Here is a 16,902-nt window from a genome sequence, read left to right as displayed (position 1 = left end):
CCCGGCCACTGGAATGCCCGCGGGGCTTTGCGGATCCAATCGACAATGGGGCCTCAGGGGGCAAATGCGGCGACGGCGACCCCTTGCCACGCTGTGCGATATGCGTACAATTGTGCAGTAATCGAACGAAGGGTTTCATCATGAGCACGGTTGCGGAGTCCTATCTGGTCGGCCTGATCGGTGAAGGCATTACGGCCTCCCTCACTCCCCCGATGCACGAACGCGAGGCCGACCACCACGGGATCCGCTACCTCTACCGGCCGATCGACCTTTCCGTCATCAACCGCCCGGGCGACCAGGTAGGCCAACTGCTGCACCAGGGCCGCGATCTGGGGTACAACGCGTTCAACGTCACCCACCCGTGCAAGCAGCTGGTGCTGGAGCACCTGGACGACGTTTCCGACGACGCCCGCCGGCTGGGTGCCGTCAACACCGTGGTGATCCGGGACGGAAAGTTCATTGGCCACAACACCGACTTCTCCGGTTTCAGCAGGGGAATGGAACAGGGCCTGCCCGACGCCGAGCTCGGTGCGGTGGTCCAGCTGGGCACCGGCGGTGCCGGGTCAGCCGTCGCCTACGCGCTGCTGAAGAAGGGGCTCCGGCGGCTGACGCTGCTGGATCTTGACCCCCAACGGGCCGCCGAACGCAGGGACGCCTTGGCCGCGCTCTTCCCCGAACAGGAAGTTGCGGTGGCGTCCATGGACCAGTTGCCGGATGTGCTCGAGGCCGCCGACGGGATCCTCAACGCCACACCGGTCGGCATGCACAGCCACCCTGGCCTTCCGCTGGATCCCGCCCTGCTCCAGCCCCGGCACTGGGTGTCGGATGTGATCTACCGTCCGGTCGAAACCGAGCTGATCGCCGCCGCCAAGGCCAGGGGCTGCCGCGTGCTTGACGGCGGCCACATGGCCGTCGGCCAGGCGGTCGACGCCTTCCGCTACATCACCGGACTGGAACCGGATCCGGCGCGGATGCGCGCACACTTCCTCGAACTCCTTGCCCAAGGCCGGTAACGGCTGCCCCAGCTGCAGGAAAGGTCATCCCCTTGCGTACCTCCATCGCCACCGTCTGCCTCAGCGGAACGCTGGAAGAAAAGATGCACGCCTGCGCCACCGCGGGCTTCGACGGCATCGAGATCTTCGAACAGGACCTGTTGGTCTCCCCCTGCAGCCCGGGCGAAATCCGTTCCCTGGCGGCGGAGCTGGGACTCACCCTGGACCTCTACCAGCCGTTCCGGGACTTCGAAGGCGTCACCGAGGAGCTGCTGGCCGGCAACCTGTACCGCGCCGAGGCAAAGTTCCGCCTGATGAACGAGCTGGGCATGGACCTGATGCTGTTGTGCAGCAACGTGGCCACGGCCATTCATGACGACGACGATCTGGCCGCCGCCCAGCTCCGCCGGCTCGGCGACCTGGCCGCGGGCTACGGGATCCGGATCGCCTACGAAGCCCTGGCGTGGGGAAGATTCGTCAACGACTTCGAACATGCCATGCGCATTGTCGAGTTGGCCGCTCACCCGAACATCGGCACCTGCCTGGACAGCTTCCACATCCTGTCCCGCGGCTGGGACCCGGCCGCGATCGAGAAAATCCCGGCGGAGAAGATCTTCTTCGTCCAGCTGGCCGACGCACCCGAGCTCAGCATGGACATCCTGTCCTGGAGCCGGCACTACCGGGTCTTCCCGGGCGAGGGCGCGTGGGAACTCGACAAGTTCATGGGCCATCTGGTCCGCAGCGGCTACAACGGGCCGGTCTCGCTGGAGATTTTCAACGACGTGTTCCGGCAGGCCGACGAGGAACGCACCGCCGTCGATGCCATGCGGTCATTGATTTGGCTGGAAGAGCAGACCTCAGTCCATCTGCAGGAGACCGACGGGCCGGACGCCCAATTTGCGATGGAGCTGGCGACACTGCCCCGGGTCGCCGAACCGACGGGCTTCAATTTCGCCGAAGTTAAAGCGGAGGACACCGAACAGGTCCAGCAGCTGCTGCGGCAACTGGGTTTCGCCTACCGCGGCCGGCACCGCACCAAGCCGGTGCAGCTATGGACCCAGGGCCGGGCCCGGATCATCGTCAACGAACAACAGGCCCGCGGATTGGAACCGACCATTGCCGCGCTGGCCTTCGACGTCGAAGATCCGCTGATTGCCGCTTCCCGGGCGCTCCAGCTCAAGGCGGAGGCAGTTCCGCGGCAGAGCCAAGCCAATGAAGCAGTCCTGCAGGCGGTCAAGGCGCCGGACTCCACCGAGGTTTTCCTGTGTGAGGCAACCGAGGACGGCACTTCCGCCTGGACGGAGGAATTCGTCAGCGACGACGCCGCAGGTCCGGGCGAGGAGCTGATCACGCGCATCGACCACGTCAACCTGGCGCAGCCATGGCAGCACTTCGACGAGAGCGTGCTGTTCTACGAGAGCACCCTCTCGCTAGCTCCGCGCCCCTCTACCGAGGTGCCCAGCCCCGTCGGCCTGGTGCGCAGCCAGGTCATGCGCACCGGCGACGGCCAGGTCCGCCTGGCCCTGAACATCGCGCCGCTGGTGATGGAGCGGCCGGGCCCCTCGGCGGCGTCCGCCTACCCGCAGCACATCGCCTTCGCCTGCTCGGACGTGATGACGCTGGCCCGTAATGCCGTGGCCGGCGGGCTGGAGTTCCTGAAGATTCCGGCGAACTACTACGCCGACCTGCAGGCGCGCTTCCGCTTGGAACCGGAGTACTTGGCCGCGCTGCAGGAACTGAACCTGCTTTACGACCGGGATGAAGCAGGCGAGTTCGTCCATTTCTACACGGCAACCGTCGGCAGCGTCTTCTTCGAGGTCGTCGAACGCCGCCACGGATATGACGGCTACGGTGCACCGAATGCTCCGGTTCGCCTCTCCGCCCAGTATCGTCTGAGCAAGAACGGCTAACATCACCCGCATTGCCCGCCCGCCGTGGACAATGCCGTCTACGCAGTTGAAGGGAAAGGAACGGTCGTGGAGTTGCAGGAAGACGCGGCGCCGGCCTACTGGGTCAAGTCCGCCGAAAAGACCCTGGGCGTGCTGCTGGCATTCAGCTCCGACGAACCGCGCCTGACCATTACGCGCGCCGCAGCCAAGGCGGACTTGAGCCGCGCCGCAGCCCGGCGGTTCCTGCTCACGCTCACCGATCTGGGCTACCTACGGTCAGACGGCAGCACGTTCGAGCTGACACCACGCGCCCTGGACATTGGGGCCTCCTTCCTGTCCAGTCTGACGCTTCCCCAGATTGCGGAACCGCATCTGAAGCAACTGGCGGTGGACCTCGACGAGACCACGTCTTTGTGCATCTTGGACGGCACCGATGTGGTCTATATTTCGCGCGTGCTGGCACCGCGGATGCTCCGCGTCTCGGTCAACGTCGGCACCCGCTTTCCGGCGTGGGCCACGTCCATGGGCCGCGTGCTGGTGGCGGGACTCCCGAAAGCGAGCCGCGAAGCCTTCTTCGACCGCATCGAAATCACCCAGTTCACCGAACACACGGTCAGCAGCATCGACGCACTGCGCGCCGAGATCGAGCGCACCGCAGAACGCGGCTGGTCCTTGGTCTCGCGGGAACTGGACGACGGACTGCGCGGGCTCGCCGTTCCGGTCCGGCGCGGCACCGACCTGATAGCCGCCCTCAATGTCTCGCTGCAGACGCACCGCGGCCCGGAGGACACGATCACGCAATCGGTCCTGCCCCGCCTGCAGGAAGCCGCCGAAAGGATCGCCGACGACTTCGGCGGCCGCCGGGCCTGAGCCCCGGCAGCGCGCCTCCGCGCCTCGGCAGCTCGTTTCCGCGTCGCTGCCTCAGGCCTTGTCGCTGCCTCAGGCCTTAGTGTCCGCTTCCCGCCTCGCTGCCTCAGGCCTGACTGTCCCCTTCCCTCCTTAGCGCTTCAGGCCTAACTTGCACCTTCCCGGCTCCCTGCCCCACACCTAACTTTCACCATTCCGCCTCCCCAAGCCGGCTAAGGGGTGCCGGACCGAAAGGTGAACGGTTTACCCTGAGGTGTGCGCACTTTTGTGAAACCATTTATCGCGATAGCCCTGTTGTTTGCGCTGGCCTTTGCCGGGCTTTCGCCAGCCTCGGCGGCAACCCCCACCGCCAAGGATCCGTTTGTTGCCGAAGTGCTCCGGTTGACCAACCTGTACCGCGCGCAGAACGGGTTGTCGCCCGTGGTCTGGAACCAGAATGCGGGCAATGTCGCCCAGCAGTGGTCCGAAGAACTGAATACCCGGATCAACAAGAACAAGCTGGATCTGGAAAAGATCCACCGGTCCGGTTACGGCAGCAAGGAAATCCCCAGCGGGTTCGATTGGTACACCGAGAACATCGCCATCAACCACTCCGCCCGGCACGTTGTGGACTGGTGGATGGACTCCCCCGCCCACCGCGCCGGCCTACTCAGCCCCAACGCGACGGACATCGGTATCGGTTACACGAAGACCACGCACAAAGACTGGTATGGAATGACGGTCGCGGTGGCCAATATCGCCGGCTACGCATCCACCAGGGCCAAACTGCCGCCGCACCCGGGCATGGTGCGTGCCAGCTTCCAGCACGGGGACATCGCGGCCGTCGATGCAAAGGGCCAACTCTACGTTTACGACTCCGCCAAGGGCTATGACCTGTACAAGCGCCGCACCGTCGCCACCGGCTTTAAGGGAGCGGTCCAGGTGGAGCTAGCGGATTGGAACGCCGACGGCGTGCTGGACGTGCTGGCCCGCTGGAAGTCCGGCAAACTGACCGTGCACTACGGCAAACCCGCCGGCGGCCTGGAGAAAGCGGCCACCGTCGGCTCCTCCGGCTGGGGCAACTACGATGTCACGGTCACGCAGTGGAAACAGGCGGACACTTATCCGACGCTGCTGGCACGCAACACGGTGACCGGCAGGCTCTACCACTACGCGAACCCGGCCGGACTCAAGCACGGCAGCCGCACCAGCCTGGGGACTGGCTGGAAGTCCTTGTCGATTTTCAGCGCAGACATCGACGGCGACGCGAAGATGGACGTGGTCGCCAAAACCACCAAGGGGCAACTCAAGCTGTACCGGTCCAACGGCGCCGGCAAGTTCGTCTCCGAGTCCCGGAAGATCATCGCGCCCTCAGGCTGGAACGCCATGAACCACCTGTCGATGATCCACAACCACCTGGGCAACGGAAAACCGGGACTGCTGGCCCGGGATACGCGCGGCAACCTGTACCACTACCCGATTCTGGTCAACAAGCTCGGCAAGCGTGCAGTCATTGGCGTCGGCGGCTGGGAGACTCTGACCATCGGCAGTTGACTGGCGCCCGGATGGGCCGCCGCGCACCTCGGTCAGCCGTGGGCGTGCCGGCCCTCATCCGGCGCGTGCACAGGGGTGTCGCCGACGAGTTCCACCAGCCCTTCCACCGCAGCGGATAAAGACAAATCCGGAGTCCGGGCGATAAAAGGCAGCAGCACGCGGTTCTCCTTCTCGATATGCAGGGCGAACAGGCGCGACAACGTTGACGCGACGGCGGCAGCCTCGATGCCTGCGGCGCCGCGAAGCTCGTCCAACAGCGTGGCCAGGTCCTGGTGATCGGCGAGCAACACCTCTACCAGCAGCCGCGCTTCCTCCCTCGCCCCGGCCGGACGGTACAGCTGGGTCTCTTCCGCCTCAGCGTGCGGCAGCATTTCCCGCTCGCCCCACTCCAGCAGGATGCCCTGCGCGTTGTACGCCGTATCGTCGTCGCCGATGTCGACAGCTCGGGTGAGCTCCGCCGTCGTCGCCTGCACACGCGCCACCAACTCGGTGTGGTGGCGCACCATCGCAGCGACGGCCGCGTTCTCTGCCTCAACATTGGTCTCGGTCACCACGTGCTCCTCCCGTTGAGGGGTGCCCGCCGCTCGACAGGCCGGGTTCGTCCATTGTCGACGTCGACCAGCAGACTGTCGAGGGGCGTATCGATTCGGTGGCCGGACCCGTCGGCGCATTCTCCCTGGGCATCCGGCCGGGCTAACTGAGGAACGAGCCGAACAGCCCCAGCCGGGTGATGCCGTCGCGTGCCAGCAGGAAACCGACGATGCCAACAATCCAGGCAGTGGTCTCTGCAGCGGTCCGGCCCAACCAGTCATTCAGCCGCTTCAGTAGCGGATCCACCAGCGGTGCCGCCACCAGCCGGCCAGCCAGCAGCACCAACGCGGGCACCACCATCACCAGGCAGTAACCAGCCAAAACCGCCGCGTTCAGTGGCCAACCAGGTCCCGACGTCGTGATCAGGCCGATGCCGGCGAGATAGGGCACCATGGAGGCAACCTCGATGACCGCGGCGGCGAGTGCCAGCATCATCAGCGCGGCCATCGGCCCGCGCCGGCGGACGACGGCGGTGCTCCCGTCCGCCACGCGGCCCACCTCAGCTTCGGATCCGGTGACGGACGCTGCCCTCGTCTCAGGTCCAGTGCGCAAGCCGGAGGATTGTGCTGCCAGCACCCGCTCCCGCCAGCGGTACAGCGCCCCGGAGCCAGGCTCCTTGCGGGTGTTCATGGTCAGGGCCACCGCCAGCATGGCCGCTCCGACCAGCAGCTTGAGCCAGTGCGCTGCCGGCGTCTCGAGGAAATCCCCCAGCGGCTGCATGAAAGAAGTGGCGCCAGCCGCCAGCAGCAGCCCCACCACAAAGTAGAAGCCGGCAATAGTGCCCAGATACACCAGAATCCGCGTGCCCCTGGGCCTGCTGGGTGCAAGCATCAGCCAGATGGGAATCAGCAAGGTCCCAAAGCTGGTGGCGTCAACCAGCGCCAGCAGGGCCAGCGCACCGTAGAGAGCAGGCCCCGGTAGCGCCCCGCCAAGCCAGGACAGATCGAACAGTTCTGTAGTCATGATTCCAGCCTGCCGCCGGCATAGCCACGGGCGCGTCCGGCCTTTGGCCGATCTCCCAGCCAGCGCGTACATCCTTCGACTGATGCCGGTCGCAGCGGGGATGTGTTGGACTGGGACCATGGAAAAAACCGGCGGGGGTACCGCGCGCGCGTGGTTGCAGGCCCGGCCAGCTGCCTGGGACCGCATCAATGCTGCCTCGCTGTTTCTCGTCGGTACCGTAGTTCTGGCTATCACCGAAGCCGGTCCGCAGCCGGACGGGGCGACACCTTGGTGGTCTCATCTACTGCCGCTGGCGTTGGGCAGCCTGAACTCGCTGTTCCGGCGACGCCACTCTTTTCTGGGCCTGGCGATCGGTTTGGCGGCGGTCGGCTGGGATGCCGCATTGGGCGGCTCGGTGTGCGCTGTCCTGGTGCTGATCGATCTGCTCTACAACTCGACCAAGTACGGAGGCCAGCGGCTCCGCCGCCTGGTCTTCGGGCTGAGCGGCGCACTGGTCCTGCTGGTGGGGCTCAAGGACGGCTCCGGCGGCAACCTGATCGACGGCGTGCGCAGCGCCCTCCAGGTCGGGGCACTATTGGGCACTCCACTCTGGTGGGCCACCAACGTTCGCCAGCGTGAAGAGATTGCCGCCGTCGCCGAACAACGACTGAAGCTGGAGCGGGAACATGCAGCGGACCGGCTGCGCATTTCCGACCTTAACCGGCAGGAAGCCATCCAGACCGAGCGCTCCCGGATGGCCGGTGACCTTCACGATGCTGTTGCCTCCCGGCTTTCGGCCATCGCCATTCATTCGGCGGCAGCCCTGGCTGTGTCGCCCGGCGACCCGCGTGCCGCGGAGCGGGACCGGGCAGCATTGGAGTCAGTGCGGACCGCCAGCACCGAGGCACTGGAGGACATGCGCTCCATGATCACCGTGCTCCGCTCCGACTCAATCGCCGAGCGGCCGAGTCCTTCCCTCGCCGGTGCCGACAACCTGCTGGACCAGGCCCGCGCCGTCGGACTGGAGGTAACGCTGGAAGGCAACGCGCCCGCCCCACTACCAACCGCTGTGGACCAGGCCCTGTACCGGATCCTGCAGGAAGGGCTGGCCAACGCCGCCAAACATGCGCCAGGATCCCGGGCACGCATACGCTTCCGCACAGAGCCGGAATGGATCGAACTGGAACTGGAGAACACACCCGGCACCCGCCGCAACCATCACGCCTTGGGCGCCCACTTGGCTGCCCCGTTCGGTACGGGTGTGGGGCTGGACATCATGGCTGAACGTGCACGTGCCTTGGACGGCACCCTGGTGGCCGGCTCGACCGATGACGGCGGGTGGCAGGTGACGGCCCGAATCCCGTCAAAAACCTCGAATTCAGTCAATGAGAAGGTAGATGCATGACCCCGTCGGTGCGCGTTCTTCTTGCCGATGACCATTCCGCCATCCGCGCCGGGCTGCGCCTGATCCTGGAGATGGACCAACAAGTGGAGGTTGTCGGTGAAGCCGGCGACGGTGCTCAGGCCATCAAGATGGCCCGGCAACTGAAGCCGGATCTGGTGCTGATGGATGTGCGGATGCCGGGGATGGACGGCATCGAGGCCACACGCGTCATCGCCGGAGAGAAACTGGCTTCCGTGCTGGTGCTGACGACCTTCGATCTGGACGAGTACGTCTTCGAGGCTGTCCGTGCAGGCGCTGCCGGGTTCCTGCTCAAGTCCGTCGAGCCGCCTGCCTTGCTCGATGCCGTTCGCCGTGTGGCCGCTGGCGACGGCGTGGTGGCACCGGAAGTGACCCGGCGCCTGCTGGACGCCTTCGCAGCAGGTCCGCCCTCGCCGTCGTCCGCTGTTGGAACCAGGCCTGATCGGGAAGCCGATGCGCGCCTCGCGATACTCACCGACCGCGAGCGGGACGTGCTGACTGCCTTGGGCCGAGGACTGTCCAATCAGGAAATATCGGCCGAACTCTTCATCTCCGAGACCACCACCAAGACCCATGTGTCTCGAATCCTCCACAAGCTCGGCTGCTCCTCCCGCATGCAGGCAGCCGTCGTCGCGCGTGAAGCGGGCCTCGGAACACAAGGTTCCGAAGCCCGCCTGCACAATGGTCCGTGACGCGCAACGACCGTCGGGGAATTAAACGTGCCTGCGTCTGACAGACGTCACGCTCGTTACACGGCCGCCACGGTGCCTGCGGGGTACAAGTTGCCGGTGCCGGCGCCAGAGCAGCGCAGCGGCAACGATGTAGCAGACCGGCCACCAAACCATCACCCAGCGGTAGGCTCCCTCGCCCCCGGCCAACGTGATGGCCCAGCTGCCCAAAGACACGCCGAGCGCCAGATAGAGGTAAATCTTCGTCTGGTGCAGCCAAACGTAGGGCAGGAAATGCGCGCCGCCGATCGCCGCAAAAACGGCCGGCACCAGCGCCGGATTCTGCGTGTACATCATGATCACCGCTGGCAGCGCGACGATCTGCACCATGGCCAATTGGACCGACAGCGAGCGCAGCGGATGATCCTGGGCCATGGGCGCGGTACCCAGCCCGCGTTCGAGGGCGAAAGCAAGCGGCAAAGCGACGCCGCCCTGGAATACCGCCACCAGAACGGCAACCTCGAGCGGCAACAGGAAGGACAGGACGGCAGCGATGGACAGCGTGATGCCGAAAGCGATGAGCCAAGCCGCGCCTTGGGCTGCTGTAGCGGAGGCCGTGGTCCGCGCTTCGTTCACGGTCCATTCACGGGTTGATTGTTGAGTCACGGAAATAGTCAAGAGTCCTGAGGGATAAAAGACAAGGAAAATGCCGAAATATTCATCATTGTTACAGCGTCCACCCTTTAGGATTCTTTTTATGCCTCCTCAATGGACCCTCCTTATCGCTATCCACGCCATAGCAGCGGCCTTTTCCATCTTGTTCGGGGCCTATCAGTTGATACGCCGCAGCAAGGGCGGCGCCGCCCACCGCGCTATCGGCCGCGTGTGGGTGCTCGCCATGTACGTGGTGTCGCTGACATCGTTCGGCATTCAAACATTGAACGGCGGATTCACCTGGCTGCATGGCTTGGCGGTGTTTACCTTCTTCACTGTGTCTGTCGGTCTATGGGCCGCACGAACGAGAAGGATCCAGGCGCACCGTTCCTTCATGAAGGGCAGCTATTTCGGCGTGCTGGGAGCTTTCATCGGCGTCGTCGTGGTCCCGGAGCGCCGGATTCCTCACATGGCAATCCATGATCTGGCCGGTCTCTCGCTGTGGACAGGCGCGATCGTCCTTGCGGCCTTTTTCACCGTCCTGGGTTTTCACGCCTTTCGGCGGAAATAAAAGACCGGTCGAACAATCCGCACACACCTAACCTGATCGGGTCAGCCGCCGATAGCTAAATGCAACGGGGAATGATTGCTCTGTTTCTTGGCCCGATCACGGAATGTTCCTAAAGCGGCGAAAGTCCATGGAGGAGCAACCCGACAAACACACATTGAAATCAGTCCGGGGTCCCGCCCCGACACCTTGGGGGAAATATGAAAACGTCAATGAGCCGATGGGGTCGGCCGCTGGCCGCCATCGCGACAGCCGGGGCCCTCTTGTTCGGGGGCTTCTCCGCCGCACCTCCGGTAGAAGCGGCGAGCCCGAAGCCCAGCGTCAGCGCTTCCTCGGTACTGAATACCCTCCCGGTCAAGGGCAAGGCCGCCAAGACCGGCTACTCGCGGGCCAAGTTCGGTAACGGCTGGAAGGACCCGGACCGCAACGGCTGCGACGCTCGCAACGACATTCTCAAGCGGGACTTGACCAAGGACCGTTTCAAGCCCGGCACACGAAATTGCGTCATCGTTTCCGGGACCCTGAAAGATCCCTACACGGGCAAGACCATCAAGCACGTCCGCGGCGGGAACAAGGTGGACATCGACCACGTTGTCGCCCTCGGACAAGCATGGGTGTCAGGTGCCCAGAAGCTTTCCACCGCCCAGCGCACCGCGTTTGCCAACGACCCGCTGAACCTGCGTGCCGTGGACGCCTCCGCCAACCGGGCAAAAGGCGACCGGGAGGCCAGCGCCTGGTTGCCCAAAAACAAGGCCTTCAGGTGCACCTACGTAGCCACCCAGATCGCGGTGAAGAAGAAGTACGCCCTGTCCGTTACCTCAGCCGAAAAAGCTGCCATGAAGCGGGTCCTCGCCACGTGCCCCGGACAAAAGGCCGTGAAGGTCACCGCTATCAAGCCCGCCGGCAAGGTCTCGACGCCCAAGAGTCCGGCCAAGAGCACCACTGCGGTCAAGACCGTCAAGGGCGTAACCCCCGGAGCCTTCTGCAAAGCAGCGCTCAAGGGGCACAAGGGCATCAGCGCCAAAGGCAAGACCTACATCTGCAAGGCTTCGTCCACCGACAGCCGCCTGCGCTGGCGGGTCTAAGCTCACGCCAAGGCTTGCCTCCGCTGACATGACGTCAGGAAGTCCCTTCGGTTCAGGCCGGAGGGACTTCCTCGTTTCGTGGGAGTTAGACCTCCACCCCCTCCCGCCACGGGTGGTCTTATGTGCCGTCCCTTGCCAGGCCGACTCCCGGCGGCGCTTAATGAACCTGTCCTCGCCGATTCGTTGATGGAGGCAGCCGTGCCGGAGCAGAGCCGCACTACTGAACCAGCCCCGTTCACCGCCGATGACTTCGCCCTGCGGCAGCAGCGAGCCGCCCGGGCCGCACTCGACGCCGGGCTCGCGGGCCTCCTGCTGACGCCGGGCCCAGATCTGCTCTACCTGACCGGCTACGCTCCCGTCGCGATCACCGAGCGCATCACCATGTTGGTCATCCCCTCGGACGGCGAGCCTGCCATGATCGTCCCGAAACTGGAACGGCCCGATGCGGAGAACGCACCAGGCGCCTCCACCTTCCAACTGGTCGACTGGACTGACGGAAGCGATCCCTACGAGGCGACGGCGAAGCTCTTGGACGCTACCGGGCGCTACGCGGTCTCGGACTCGGCCTGGGCCATGCACCTGCTCGGCTTGCAGGACCAGCTGGCGACTTCGTCGTACGTCGCCATGACGACAGCGCTCCCCATGTTGCGTGCTATCAAGGACTCCGACGAGGTTGAGCGGCTGGCCGCCGCCGGCGCGGCCGCGGACCAGACGTACGGGGAGATCCTCAAAGTCAGATTCGCCGGCCGCAGCGAGACCGATGTGGCTGCGGACCTGGCCGCACTGCTGCGGCAGTTCGGCCATTCGCAGGTCGACTTCACAGTGGTGGGCTCGGGACCGAACGGAGCAAATCCCCACCACGAAATCGGCGACCGGATCATTGAGAACGGCGACATGGTGGTGCTCGACTTCGGCGGCCTCAAGCACGGCTATGGTTCTGACACCACACGGACCGTACATGTCGGCGAGCCCTCCGAGGAGGAACGCGAAGTGCATGATGTTGTCCGCCAGGCACAACAGGCAGGCTTTGATGCGGTCCAGCCCGGTATCGAGTGCCAGGAAATCGACCGTGTGGCACGCGCCGTGATTACCGAGGCCGGTTACGGCGACTACTTCATCCACCGCACCGGCCACGGCATCGGGCTCACCACCCACGAACCGCCCTACATGGTGGAGGGCGAAACCCGTCTCATCCAGCCCGGCATGTGCTTCTCGATTGAGCCGGGCATCTACCTCCCCGGACGGTTCGGGGTCCGCATCGAGGACATCGTCACGGTCACTGAGGATGGCGGACGCCGGCTCAACCAGACTCCGCACGAGATGGCGATCGTCGAGTAGCCGTGCTCCGGCAGGCTGATTGGCCTTGGGGTTGCCTCGGAGTGCGTGAAGGTCTTGTTGCCTTCCCTCCCCTTGGAGAATAGATTTTCCGCATGGAGCAACGTCAGGCGCACCCGACGGCGCCAGTGCCGGTGTTCGCACTCGCGCTGGCTGCCGGCGCCGCGGTCTGTTTCGGCGTAGGCGACGCCGTAGGATTCCACAGTCAGGCCGCGGAAGACCTGTTCGTGGTCAGCTGGCTGATGGGCTGGGTACTTCTCGCTTGGTCCGCGATCGTGGGCGGAGGGTATGCCGTTCTGCTCGCCCGGCGGGTACTTTCTCGGCGTGCGGTGTCCGGTGCAGAAGTTGTACTCGTCGCCGCCTCCCTGGCGCTCATCGCGATGGTGCTGGCGAGCTACCCGCTGTGGGGAACTGGTTCGGCCGCCGGCGGCTGACGTCAATGCAAAGCCACGTTCCGGCGGTCCCCCGAGCAGCACTCAGGGGCGCTGTCGGGCGGCAGGACTACCCTAACTGTGCGTAAGCCGGAGGCAGGAATGGCTGTTGACGATAGTTCAGATTCCCCGCGGCCGGTCACAGGCCCCGTCTTGGTCGGGGTCATACCGGGGCAACGGGCGGCCGTCGTGCAGCGGGCAGCGGTCCTGGCCGCCGACCTTGGAGTCAATTTGGCTTGCGTACACGTAGACGTCTCCATCTATCAAGAGACCCTGCCGGACGGGTCCCAGGTTCTGCTGCCGATCGATCCCGACGGTGACTTCAGCTACGTTGAACGAACCGCCGAAGAGATCCGGGCCAGTGTGTCCGAGGCTCTGACAGACTGCAGCGTGGCATGGTCATTCCAAACGTTGGCCGGAGACCCCGCGCACGCCTTGTCTGATGCCGCAGAGGCAATCGGCGCCTCAATGATCGTGGTCGGAACACGCGAGCCGGGAATTGTGCACGCCCTCGAGGAAGTCCTTGTCGGGTCCGTGGCCGTTCATCTGGCCCACCATCAGCACCGGCCCGTCCTGATTGTCCCGCTGGATCCCCGCCCCTTTGAGTAGCGAGTGGCGAAAACCTCAGAAGGCGGCACACGTTTGCTGGCTACCTGCCGTTCCGCATCGCCGTCCTGCTACCTATCATTCATGTAATTCGTCCGCGAGAACGGACCGAACCCGTTTGGCTGGACAGCCAATTGGTCTCGGGACCTGATCGAGGACATGCGCCGTGGGCCCGAACAAACGCGGACTTGAGCAAAATCTCTAAGGCCTGTGCGAAAACGATTTCTCGGAGTTGCGAAATAACGCCACCATCGAAGCCATTGCGAACCTTTTCGGGTTCCTGGACGAAGACAGGCCCAATGGCATCCGCCTGACTACTTGTGCCAAAGACCTCCACCGCAAAATTCCGAATCTGATCCCCTTGTATGATCCGCACATCTGGAACTGCTACAGCAACAGAGCCGCCACGCCGCGCGTGCCAAAAGCGTCAAAGCGCAGCTACCGCGAATACGCGCTCCTGTGGCTGCCGGACGTGAAGGCCGACCTCGTCCAGTACGAGGATGCTTGGTCGGATATTGCGGCGTGGGGCACTAAACCGCCGATCACAAACCTCCGCGCCCTCGACATCATCGGGTGGCTACTTAGGGCGCTGATCACCGCACCGGCCAGCCTGCGTGGCGCTGCCTCTGCGGACAGGCAGGTTGGCGGAATGCGGACGGTGGCTCGTGACTGGATTGGGGGCTTGTTGCTCACACGCTAGGCCGCCAGCTTCTCCGTTCCCGCGCGCGTGGCAGAGGCAGAGAATCACCAGGCGTCTGGTTCCGACCGACGATCCTAGCCGCGCTAAACCGGTGGCCACGGTTCCGGGAACGGTGTGCCAGTACCACCAACTGGGCGGAGGACGTGAACGGTCGGGTCGCCACAGGCCCGCTGCAATTTCACAAAGGCACGGTGCCCGTCATCTAGGCTGTGCTCATGAATACACGTTGGGGGAAGATCGGGCTAATCGCCCTGGCTGCGATGATCATGGGTTCACTGGCCGCGTTCGCGATTTGGGCGACGGAGCCTGGCAACATGACAGCCCTCGCATCTACTCAAAAACCCACGGCGCCGGCCAAACCGACCTCCAGGTCCACCGCGACGGCCACGATCACTATCAGCACTCCCACCCCTAATGAAACCGCCTCGCACGCACCGGAGCTGATCGCCGCTCCCCCGCCGGCAGCGCCCGAACGGCCTGAACGCCAGCCGGAATGGCCGCAGTACGAGCCGTCGCCGATGCCGGACCTCGGGTACTACTATCCGGAGCCGACGCCACAGCAGCAGGAGGAGGAAGTTTTCTGCCCTTCGGGACCGGTCCTAGCGACGCTGGAGCGCGTCACCATTACCCCGGCGGACGAGCCGGGCCACCATCATGTGACCATTCGCGGGTCCTTCGGGAACGGGGCCACGGGCTCGGTCTATATGCCGCTTGAGCCCCGGATTTCCGTAATTGGCATCGACAGCGATGGCAGAACGGTCAGTCATGGCAGTTACGGTGGGGCGTGGGTAGACTACACCACCGCGCCGGGCGAGATTCGCCCCGACGAAATCGAGGTAGAGTCCGGGGGATTCCGCACCTTCACCGATGAGTTCATCGTCACCCAGAAGCAGTTCGACCGGATCACTCACTGGACTATGTCCCCATACTTGGGCACGGTCTTCTTTGCGGACATCTATGCTAACTGCGAGTGGAGCGCAATCGTAGAGCCATTCGGAGATCCGCTCCCGGCCCACTGACCGCCTATCACAGAAGGCGCTGCACCAACCTTCCCTCGGCCCTCAGCACTCTATGAGGCTGTCGCGCTCGCCGATGTGCTCCATGTGCCGCTCACTCCCCTGCTGCCTGGGAATCCCGGTTGAGATCACGAAGGAATCGGCGAGCTACGGGATTGCGCCATTCTATTTCTTCTTCAAGCCATTCCAAGAGTCGCCTTGGGGTTCCCTTGATGCGAAGGATTGCATTGAGCGAGTCGTTGTATCCAGCCCTTGTCGCCCGTGTATACCAATCGAGGGCCGACTCCAACTCTCCGCTCTCTTCATATACGACAGCCAGATCGTGCATCGCCTCGACATTTCCAAGGTTCGCTGCTCGCTGAAACCAGCGAATAGCCTGTTCCCGGTTTCCAGCCATATGGAAAAGAGCTGCAGTCTCGTCCATCCTCAATGGATCACCTGCCTTCGCTCCGCGGAGGGACTGCAAGGCTTCTGCTGCATGCGGGTTCCCGCTGCTGTTGGCCACCTCATACCAATGAATGGCTTCGTCAATAGAACCTGTTCGGACGTAGGCTGCGGCCACGAGCGTGGGGGCGTCTTTGTCGCCGGCGGCAGCAGCCTCTTTGTACCAATGAATCGACATTTTAGTGTCGCCCGTGTCTTTGAAGTGATTCGCCAGATTGAACATCGCATTGGAGTTACCTTTACCTGCAGCAACCTCATACCAACGGATCATCTCTTTAGTTTGTCCACGCTCTTTGAGGCATAACGCGAGTGACACCATGGACTGGGAGTTCCCTGCTTGTGCAGCCTTCGTATAATAACGAACCGCCGTGTCGAGGTCGCCCTGCCTCTCAGCCAGTATGCCGGCGAGAAAAAGCCCTTCCACGTCCTCCATATTCGGAGAGGGGCTGGGATGATTTCCTTGCCGGACCATTGATGGAGCGGATGCCTGTGATGGGGCGGTTGTTGCGGTGACATTTCCCGCCATAAAGCGCTTGAACCAACTCATTTATTGCTCCCCAAGTCAAGTGTCGTGCCTGGAAACCCAGCTCACACCAATCATATATTTATAGCGACAATACGTCGCACCAGGCGAGTTGGTGTGAAGTTACCAATCTTTACGTTATACCGAAATGAGTCGCACGAGACATCACATGCATCAGTTCCAAGATTACTTACACAATCGTCAGCACTTCCCAGCCTTCGCCAAGGAGTCCACCCGAACATCCCCCTGCCCCCGTTACCTAATGGGTTGTGAGGGAGCCAGATGAGGACTTCCCGTTACCGTGGCCTGGAGCCGTCGAAAAAGATGGTTCCTCTGGCTCCCTCACGCCACGGAACGTAGGTTGACTTCCGGGGGCTTGCTGCCGGCCAACGTCTCGACCAGGAACGCGAACTCAGAGTTCTCACGCTAAGACCCGGCCCCGGCAGCTTCCGACAGGGATGAGAATGCCAATCAGATGTCGAGACGTCGAGCTCTTCCATTAGGTCGCAACGGTCCCAAGTCGCAACGGTCCTCTGCAGCTACCGACGACAGGGGAAGGAACAGCCACATGACGGAAGTGTTCTGCGGCATCGACTGGGCAGAGGGACACCACGACATCGCACTCGTGGATCAAC

Annotated in this window: 17 protein-coding genes; 13 read left to right on the top strand and 4 right to left on the bottom strand. The window is 63.8% G+C overall.

The features are described from left to right. Window positions 1–140 precede the first annotated feature (140 nt). The 4 genes from E4J89_RS14380 to E4J89_RS14365 all read left to right on the top strand — a co-directional run bounded on the left by E4J89_RS14380 (window position 141) and on the right by E4J89_RS14365 (window position 5,281). Window positions 141–1,013, top strand: a complete 873-nt coding sequence (locus E4J89_RS14380; protein WP_136786843.1) for a shikimate dehydrogenase — start codon at window positions 141–143, stop codon at window positions 1,011–1,013. Between the two features lie 32 nt (window positions 1,014–1,045). Further along, window positions 1,046–2,902, top strand: coding sequence for a sugar phosphate isomerase/epimerase and 4-hydroxyphenylpyruvate domain-containing protein (locus E4J89_RS14375; RefSeq protein WP_136786842.1), 1,857 nt, complete (start codon window positions 1,046–1,048; stop codon window positions 2,900–2,902). Between the two features lie 66 nt (window positions 2,903–2,968). Continuing rightward, the gene (locus E4J89_RS14370; RefSeq protein WP_136786841.1) at window positions 2,969–3,751 is read left to right on the top strand and encodes an IclR family transcriptional regulator C-terminal domain-containing protein; all 783 of its coding nucleotides are present in this window, start codon (window positions 2,969–2,971) and stop codon (window positions 3,749–3,751) included. Between the two features lie 264 nt (window positions 3,752–4,015). Beyond that, window positions 4,016–5,281 (top strand): CAP domain-containing protein, encoded by a 1,266-nt coding sequence (locus tag E4J89_RS14365; RefSeq protein ID WP_169304013.1) that lies wholly within the window; start codon window positions 4,016–4,018, stop codon window positions 5,279–5,281. 32 nt (window positions 5,282–5,313) lie between these two features. On the opposite strand, the gene E4J89_RS14360 is transcribed toward E4J89_RS14365, so the two are convergent. Beyond that, complete coding sequence (locus E4J89_RS14360) at window positions 5,314–5,832, bottom strand: hemerythrin domain-containing protein (protein WP_169304012.1); 519 nt, start codon at window positions 5,830–5,832, stop codon at window positions 5,314–5,316. A 142-nt stretch (window positions 5,833–5,974) separates the two neighbouring features. Further along, window positions 5,975–6,835 carry a GAP family protein gene (locus tag E4J89_RS14355; protein WP_136786838.1) on the bottom strand — a complete coding sequence of 287 codons (861 nt, stop codon included), beginning with the start codon at window positions 6,833–6,835 and terminating at the stop codon, window positions 5,975–5,977. Window positions 6,836–6,953: 118 nt separating this feature from the next. On the opposite strand from E4J89_RS14355, the gene E4J89_RS14350 reads away from it, so the two are divergent. Together E4J89_RS14350 and E4J89_RS14345 are read left to right on the top strand one after the other, a co-directional pair. After that, entirely contained in the window at window positions 6,954–8,219 is a 1,266-nt protein-coding gene (locus E4J89_RS14350) for a histidine kinase (protein ID WP_169304011.1), read from the top strand. Beyond that, complete coding sequence (locus E4J89_RS14345) at window positions 8,216–8,929, top strand: response regulator transcription factor (RefSeq protein ID WP_136786836.1); 714 nt, start codon at window positions 8,216–8,218, stop codon at window positions 8,927–8,929. The genes E4J89_RS14350 and E4J89_RS14345 overlap by 4 nt, the downstream gene beginning before the upstream one ends. A 21-nt stretch (window positions 8,930–8,950) precedes the next feature. Here E4J89_RS14345 and E4J89_RS14340 read toward each other — a convergent pair whose 3' ends face one another. Continuing rightward, on the bottom strand, window positions 8,951–9,571 hold the full coding sequence (locus tag E4J89_RS14340; RefSeq protein ID WP_136786835.1) for a hypothetical protein: 621 nt from the start codon (window positions 9,569–9,571) through the stop codon (window positions 8,951–8,953). 91 nt (window positions 9,572–9,662) lie between these two features. Here E4J89_RS14340 and E4J89_RS14335 point away from each other — a divergent pair, with 91 nt between their 5' ends. The 7 genes from E4J89_RS14335 to E4J89_RS14305 all read left to right on the top strand — a co-directional run bounded on the left by E4J89_RS14335 (window position 9,663) and on the right by E4J89_RS14305 (window position 15,303). Then, window positions 9,663–10,130: a DUF2306 domain-containing protein gene (locus tag E4J89_RS14335; protein ID WP_136786834.1), complete on the top strand. Its 468-nt coding sequence runs from the start codon at window positions 9,663–9,665 to the stop codon at window positions 10,128–10,130. 209 nt (window positions 10,131–10,339) lie between these two features. After that, window positions 10,340–11,212: an HNH endonuclease family protein gene (locus tag E4J89_RS14330; RefSeq protein WP_136786833.1), complete on the top strand. Its 873-nt coding sequence runs from the start codon at window positions 10,340–10,342 to the stop codon at window positions 11,210–11,212. A 198-nt stretch (window positions 11,213–11,410) separates the two neighbouring features. Further along, window positions 11,411–12,550: an aminopeptidase P family protein gene (locus tag E4J89_RS14325; RefSeq protein ID WP_240691904.1), complete on the top strand. Its 1,140-nt coding sequence runs from the start codon at window positions 11,411–11,413 to the stop codon at window positions 12,548–12,550. A 92-nt stretch (window positions 12,551–12,642) separates the two neighbouring features. Next, window positions 12,643–12,981, top strand: a complete 339-nt coding sequence (locus E4J89_RS14320; RefSeq protein WP_136786832.1) for a hypothetical protein — start codon at window positions 12,643–12,645, stop codon at window positions 12,979–12,981. 99 nt (window positions 12,982–13,080) lie between these two features. Then, window positions 13,081–13,587, top strand: coding sequence for a universal stress protein (locus E4J89_RS14315; protein WP_136786831.1), 507 nt, complete (start codon window positions 13,081–13,083; stop codon window positions 13,585–13,587). 229 nt (window positions 13,588–13,816) lie between these two features. Next, window positions 13,817–14,284, top strand: coding sequence for a DUF6308 family protein (locus E4J89_RS14310; RefSeq protein WP_136786830.1), 468 nt, complete (start codon window positions 13,817–13,819; stop codon window positions 14,282–14,284). 215 nt (window positions 14,285–14,499) lie between these two features. Beyond that, window positions 14,500–15,303 (top strand): cadherin-like beta sandwich domain-containing protein, encoded by an 804-nt coding sequence (locus tag E4J89_RS14305; RefSeq protein WP_136786829.1) that lies wholly within the window; start codon window positions 14,500–14,502, stop codon window positions 15,301–15,303. Window positions 15,304–15,394: 91 nt separating this feature from the next. On the opposite strand, the gene E4J89_RS14300 is transcribed toward E4J89_RS14305, so the two are convergent. Further along, complete coding sequence (locus E4J89_RS14300; protein ID WP_136786828.1) at window positions 15,395–16,291, bottom strand: tetratricopeptide repeat protein; 897 nt, start codon at window positions 16,289–16,291, stop codon at window positions 15,395–15,397. Window positions 16,292–16,902 lie beyond the last annotated feature (611 nt).

The organism is Arthrobacter sp. CAU 1506, assembly GCF_005047635.1.
Classification (GTDB): Bacteria; Actinomycetota; Actinomycetes; order Actinomycetales; family Micrococcaceae; genus Crystallibacter.
Note: the sequence above shows the minus strand (reverse complement) of the source record. Positions and strands in the feature narration are given on the sequence as shown.

What these genes read in the sequence shown, in the direction of transcription:
- E4J89_RS14320 (WP_136786832.1), top strand. Translation starts at nt 12,643, where the DNA reads ATGGAGCAACGTCAGGCGCACCCGACGGCGCCAGTGCCGGTGTTCGCA.
- E4J89_RS14305 (WP_136786829.1), top strand. Translation starts at nt 14,500, where the DNA reads ATGAATACACGTTGGGGGAAGATCGGGCTAATCGCCCTGGCTGCGATG.
- E4J89_RS14355 (WP_136786838.1), bottom strand. Translation starts at nt 6,835, where the DNA reads ATGACTACAGAACTGTTCGATCTGTCCTGGCTTGGCGGGGCGCTACCG.
- E4J89_RS14315 (WP_136786831.1), top strand. Translation starts at nt 13,081, where the DNA reads ATGGCTGTTGACGATAGTTCAGATTCCCCGCGGCCGGTCACAGGCCCC.
- E4J89_RS14335 (WP_136786834.1), top strand. Translation starts at nt 9,663, where the DNA reads ATGCCTCCTCAATGGACCCTCCTTATCGCTATCCACGCCATAGCAGCG.
- E4J89_RS14380 (WP_136786843.1), top strand. Translation starts at nt 141, where the DNA reads ATGAGCACGGTTGCGGAGTCCTATCTGGTCGGCCTGATCGGTGAAGGC.
- E4J89_RS14330 (WP_136786833.1), top strand. Translation starts at nt 10,340, where the DNA reads ATGAGCCGATGGGGTCGGCCGCTGGCCGCCATCGCGACAGCCGGGGCC.
- E4J89_RS14300 (WP_136786828.1), bottom strand. Translation starts at nt 16,291, where the DNA reads ATGAGTTGGTTCAAGCGCTTTATGGCGGGAAATGTCACCGCAACAACC.
- E4J89_RS14345 (WP_136786836.1), top strand. Translation starts at nt 8,216, where the DNA reads ATGACCCCGTCGGTGCGCGTTCTTCTTGCCGATGACCATTCCGCCATC.
- E4J89_RS14350 (WP_169304011.1), top strand. Translation starts at nt 6,954, where the DNA reads ATGGAAAAAACCGGCGGGGGTACCGCGCGCGCGTGGTTGCAGGCCCGG.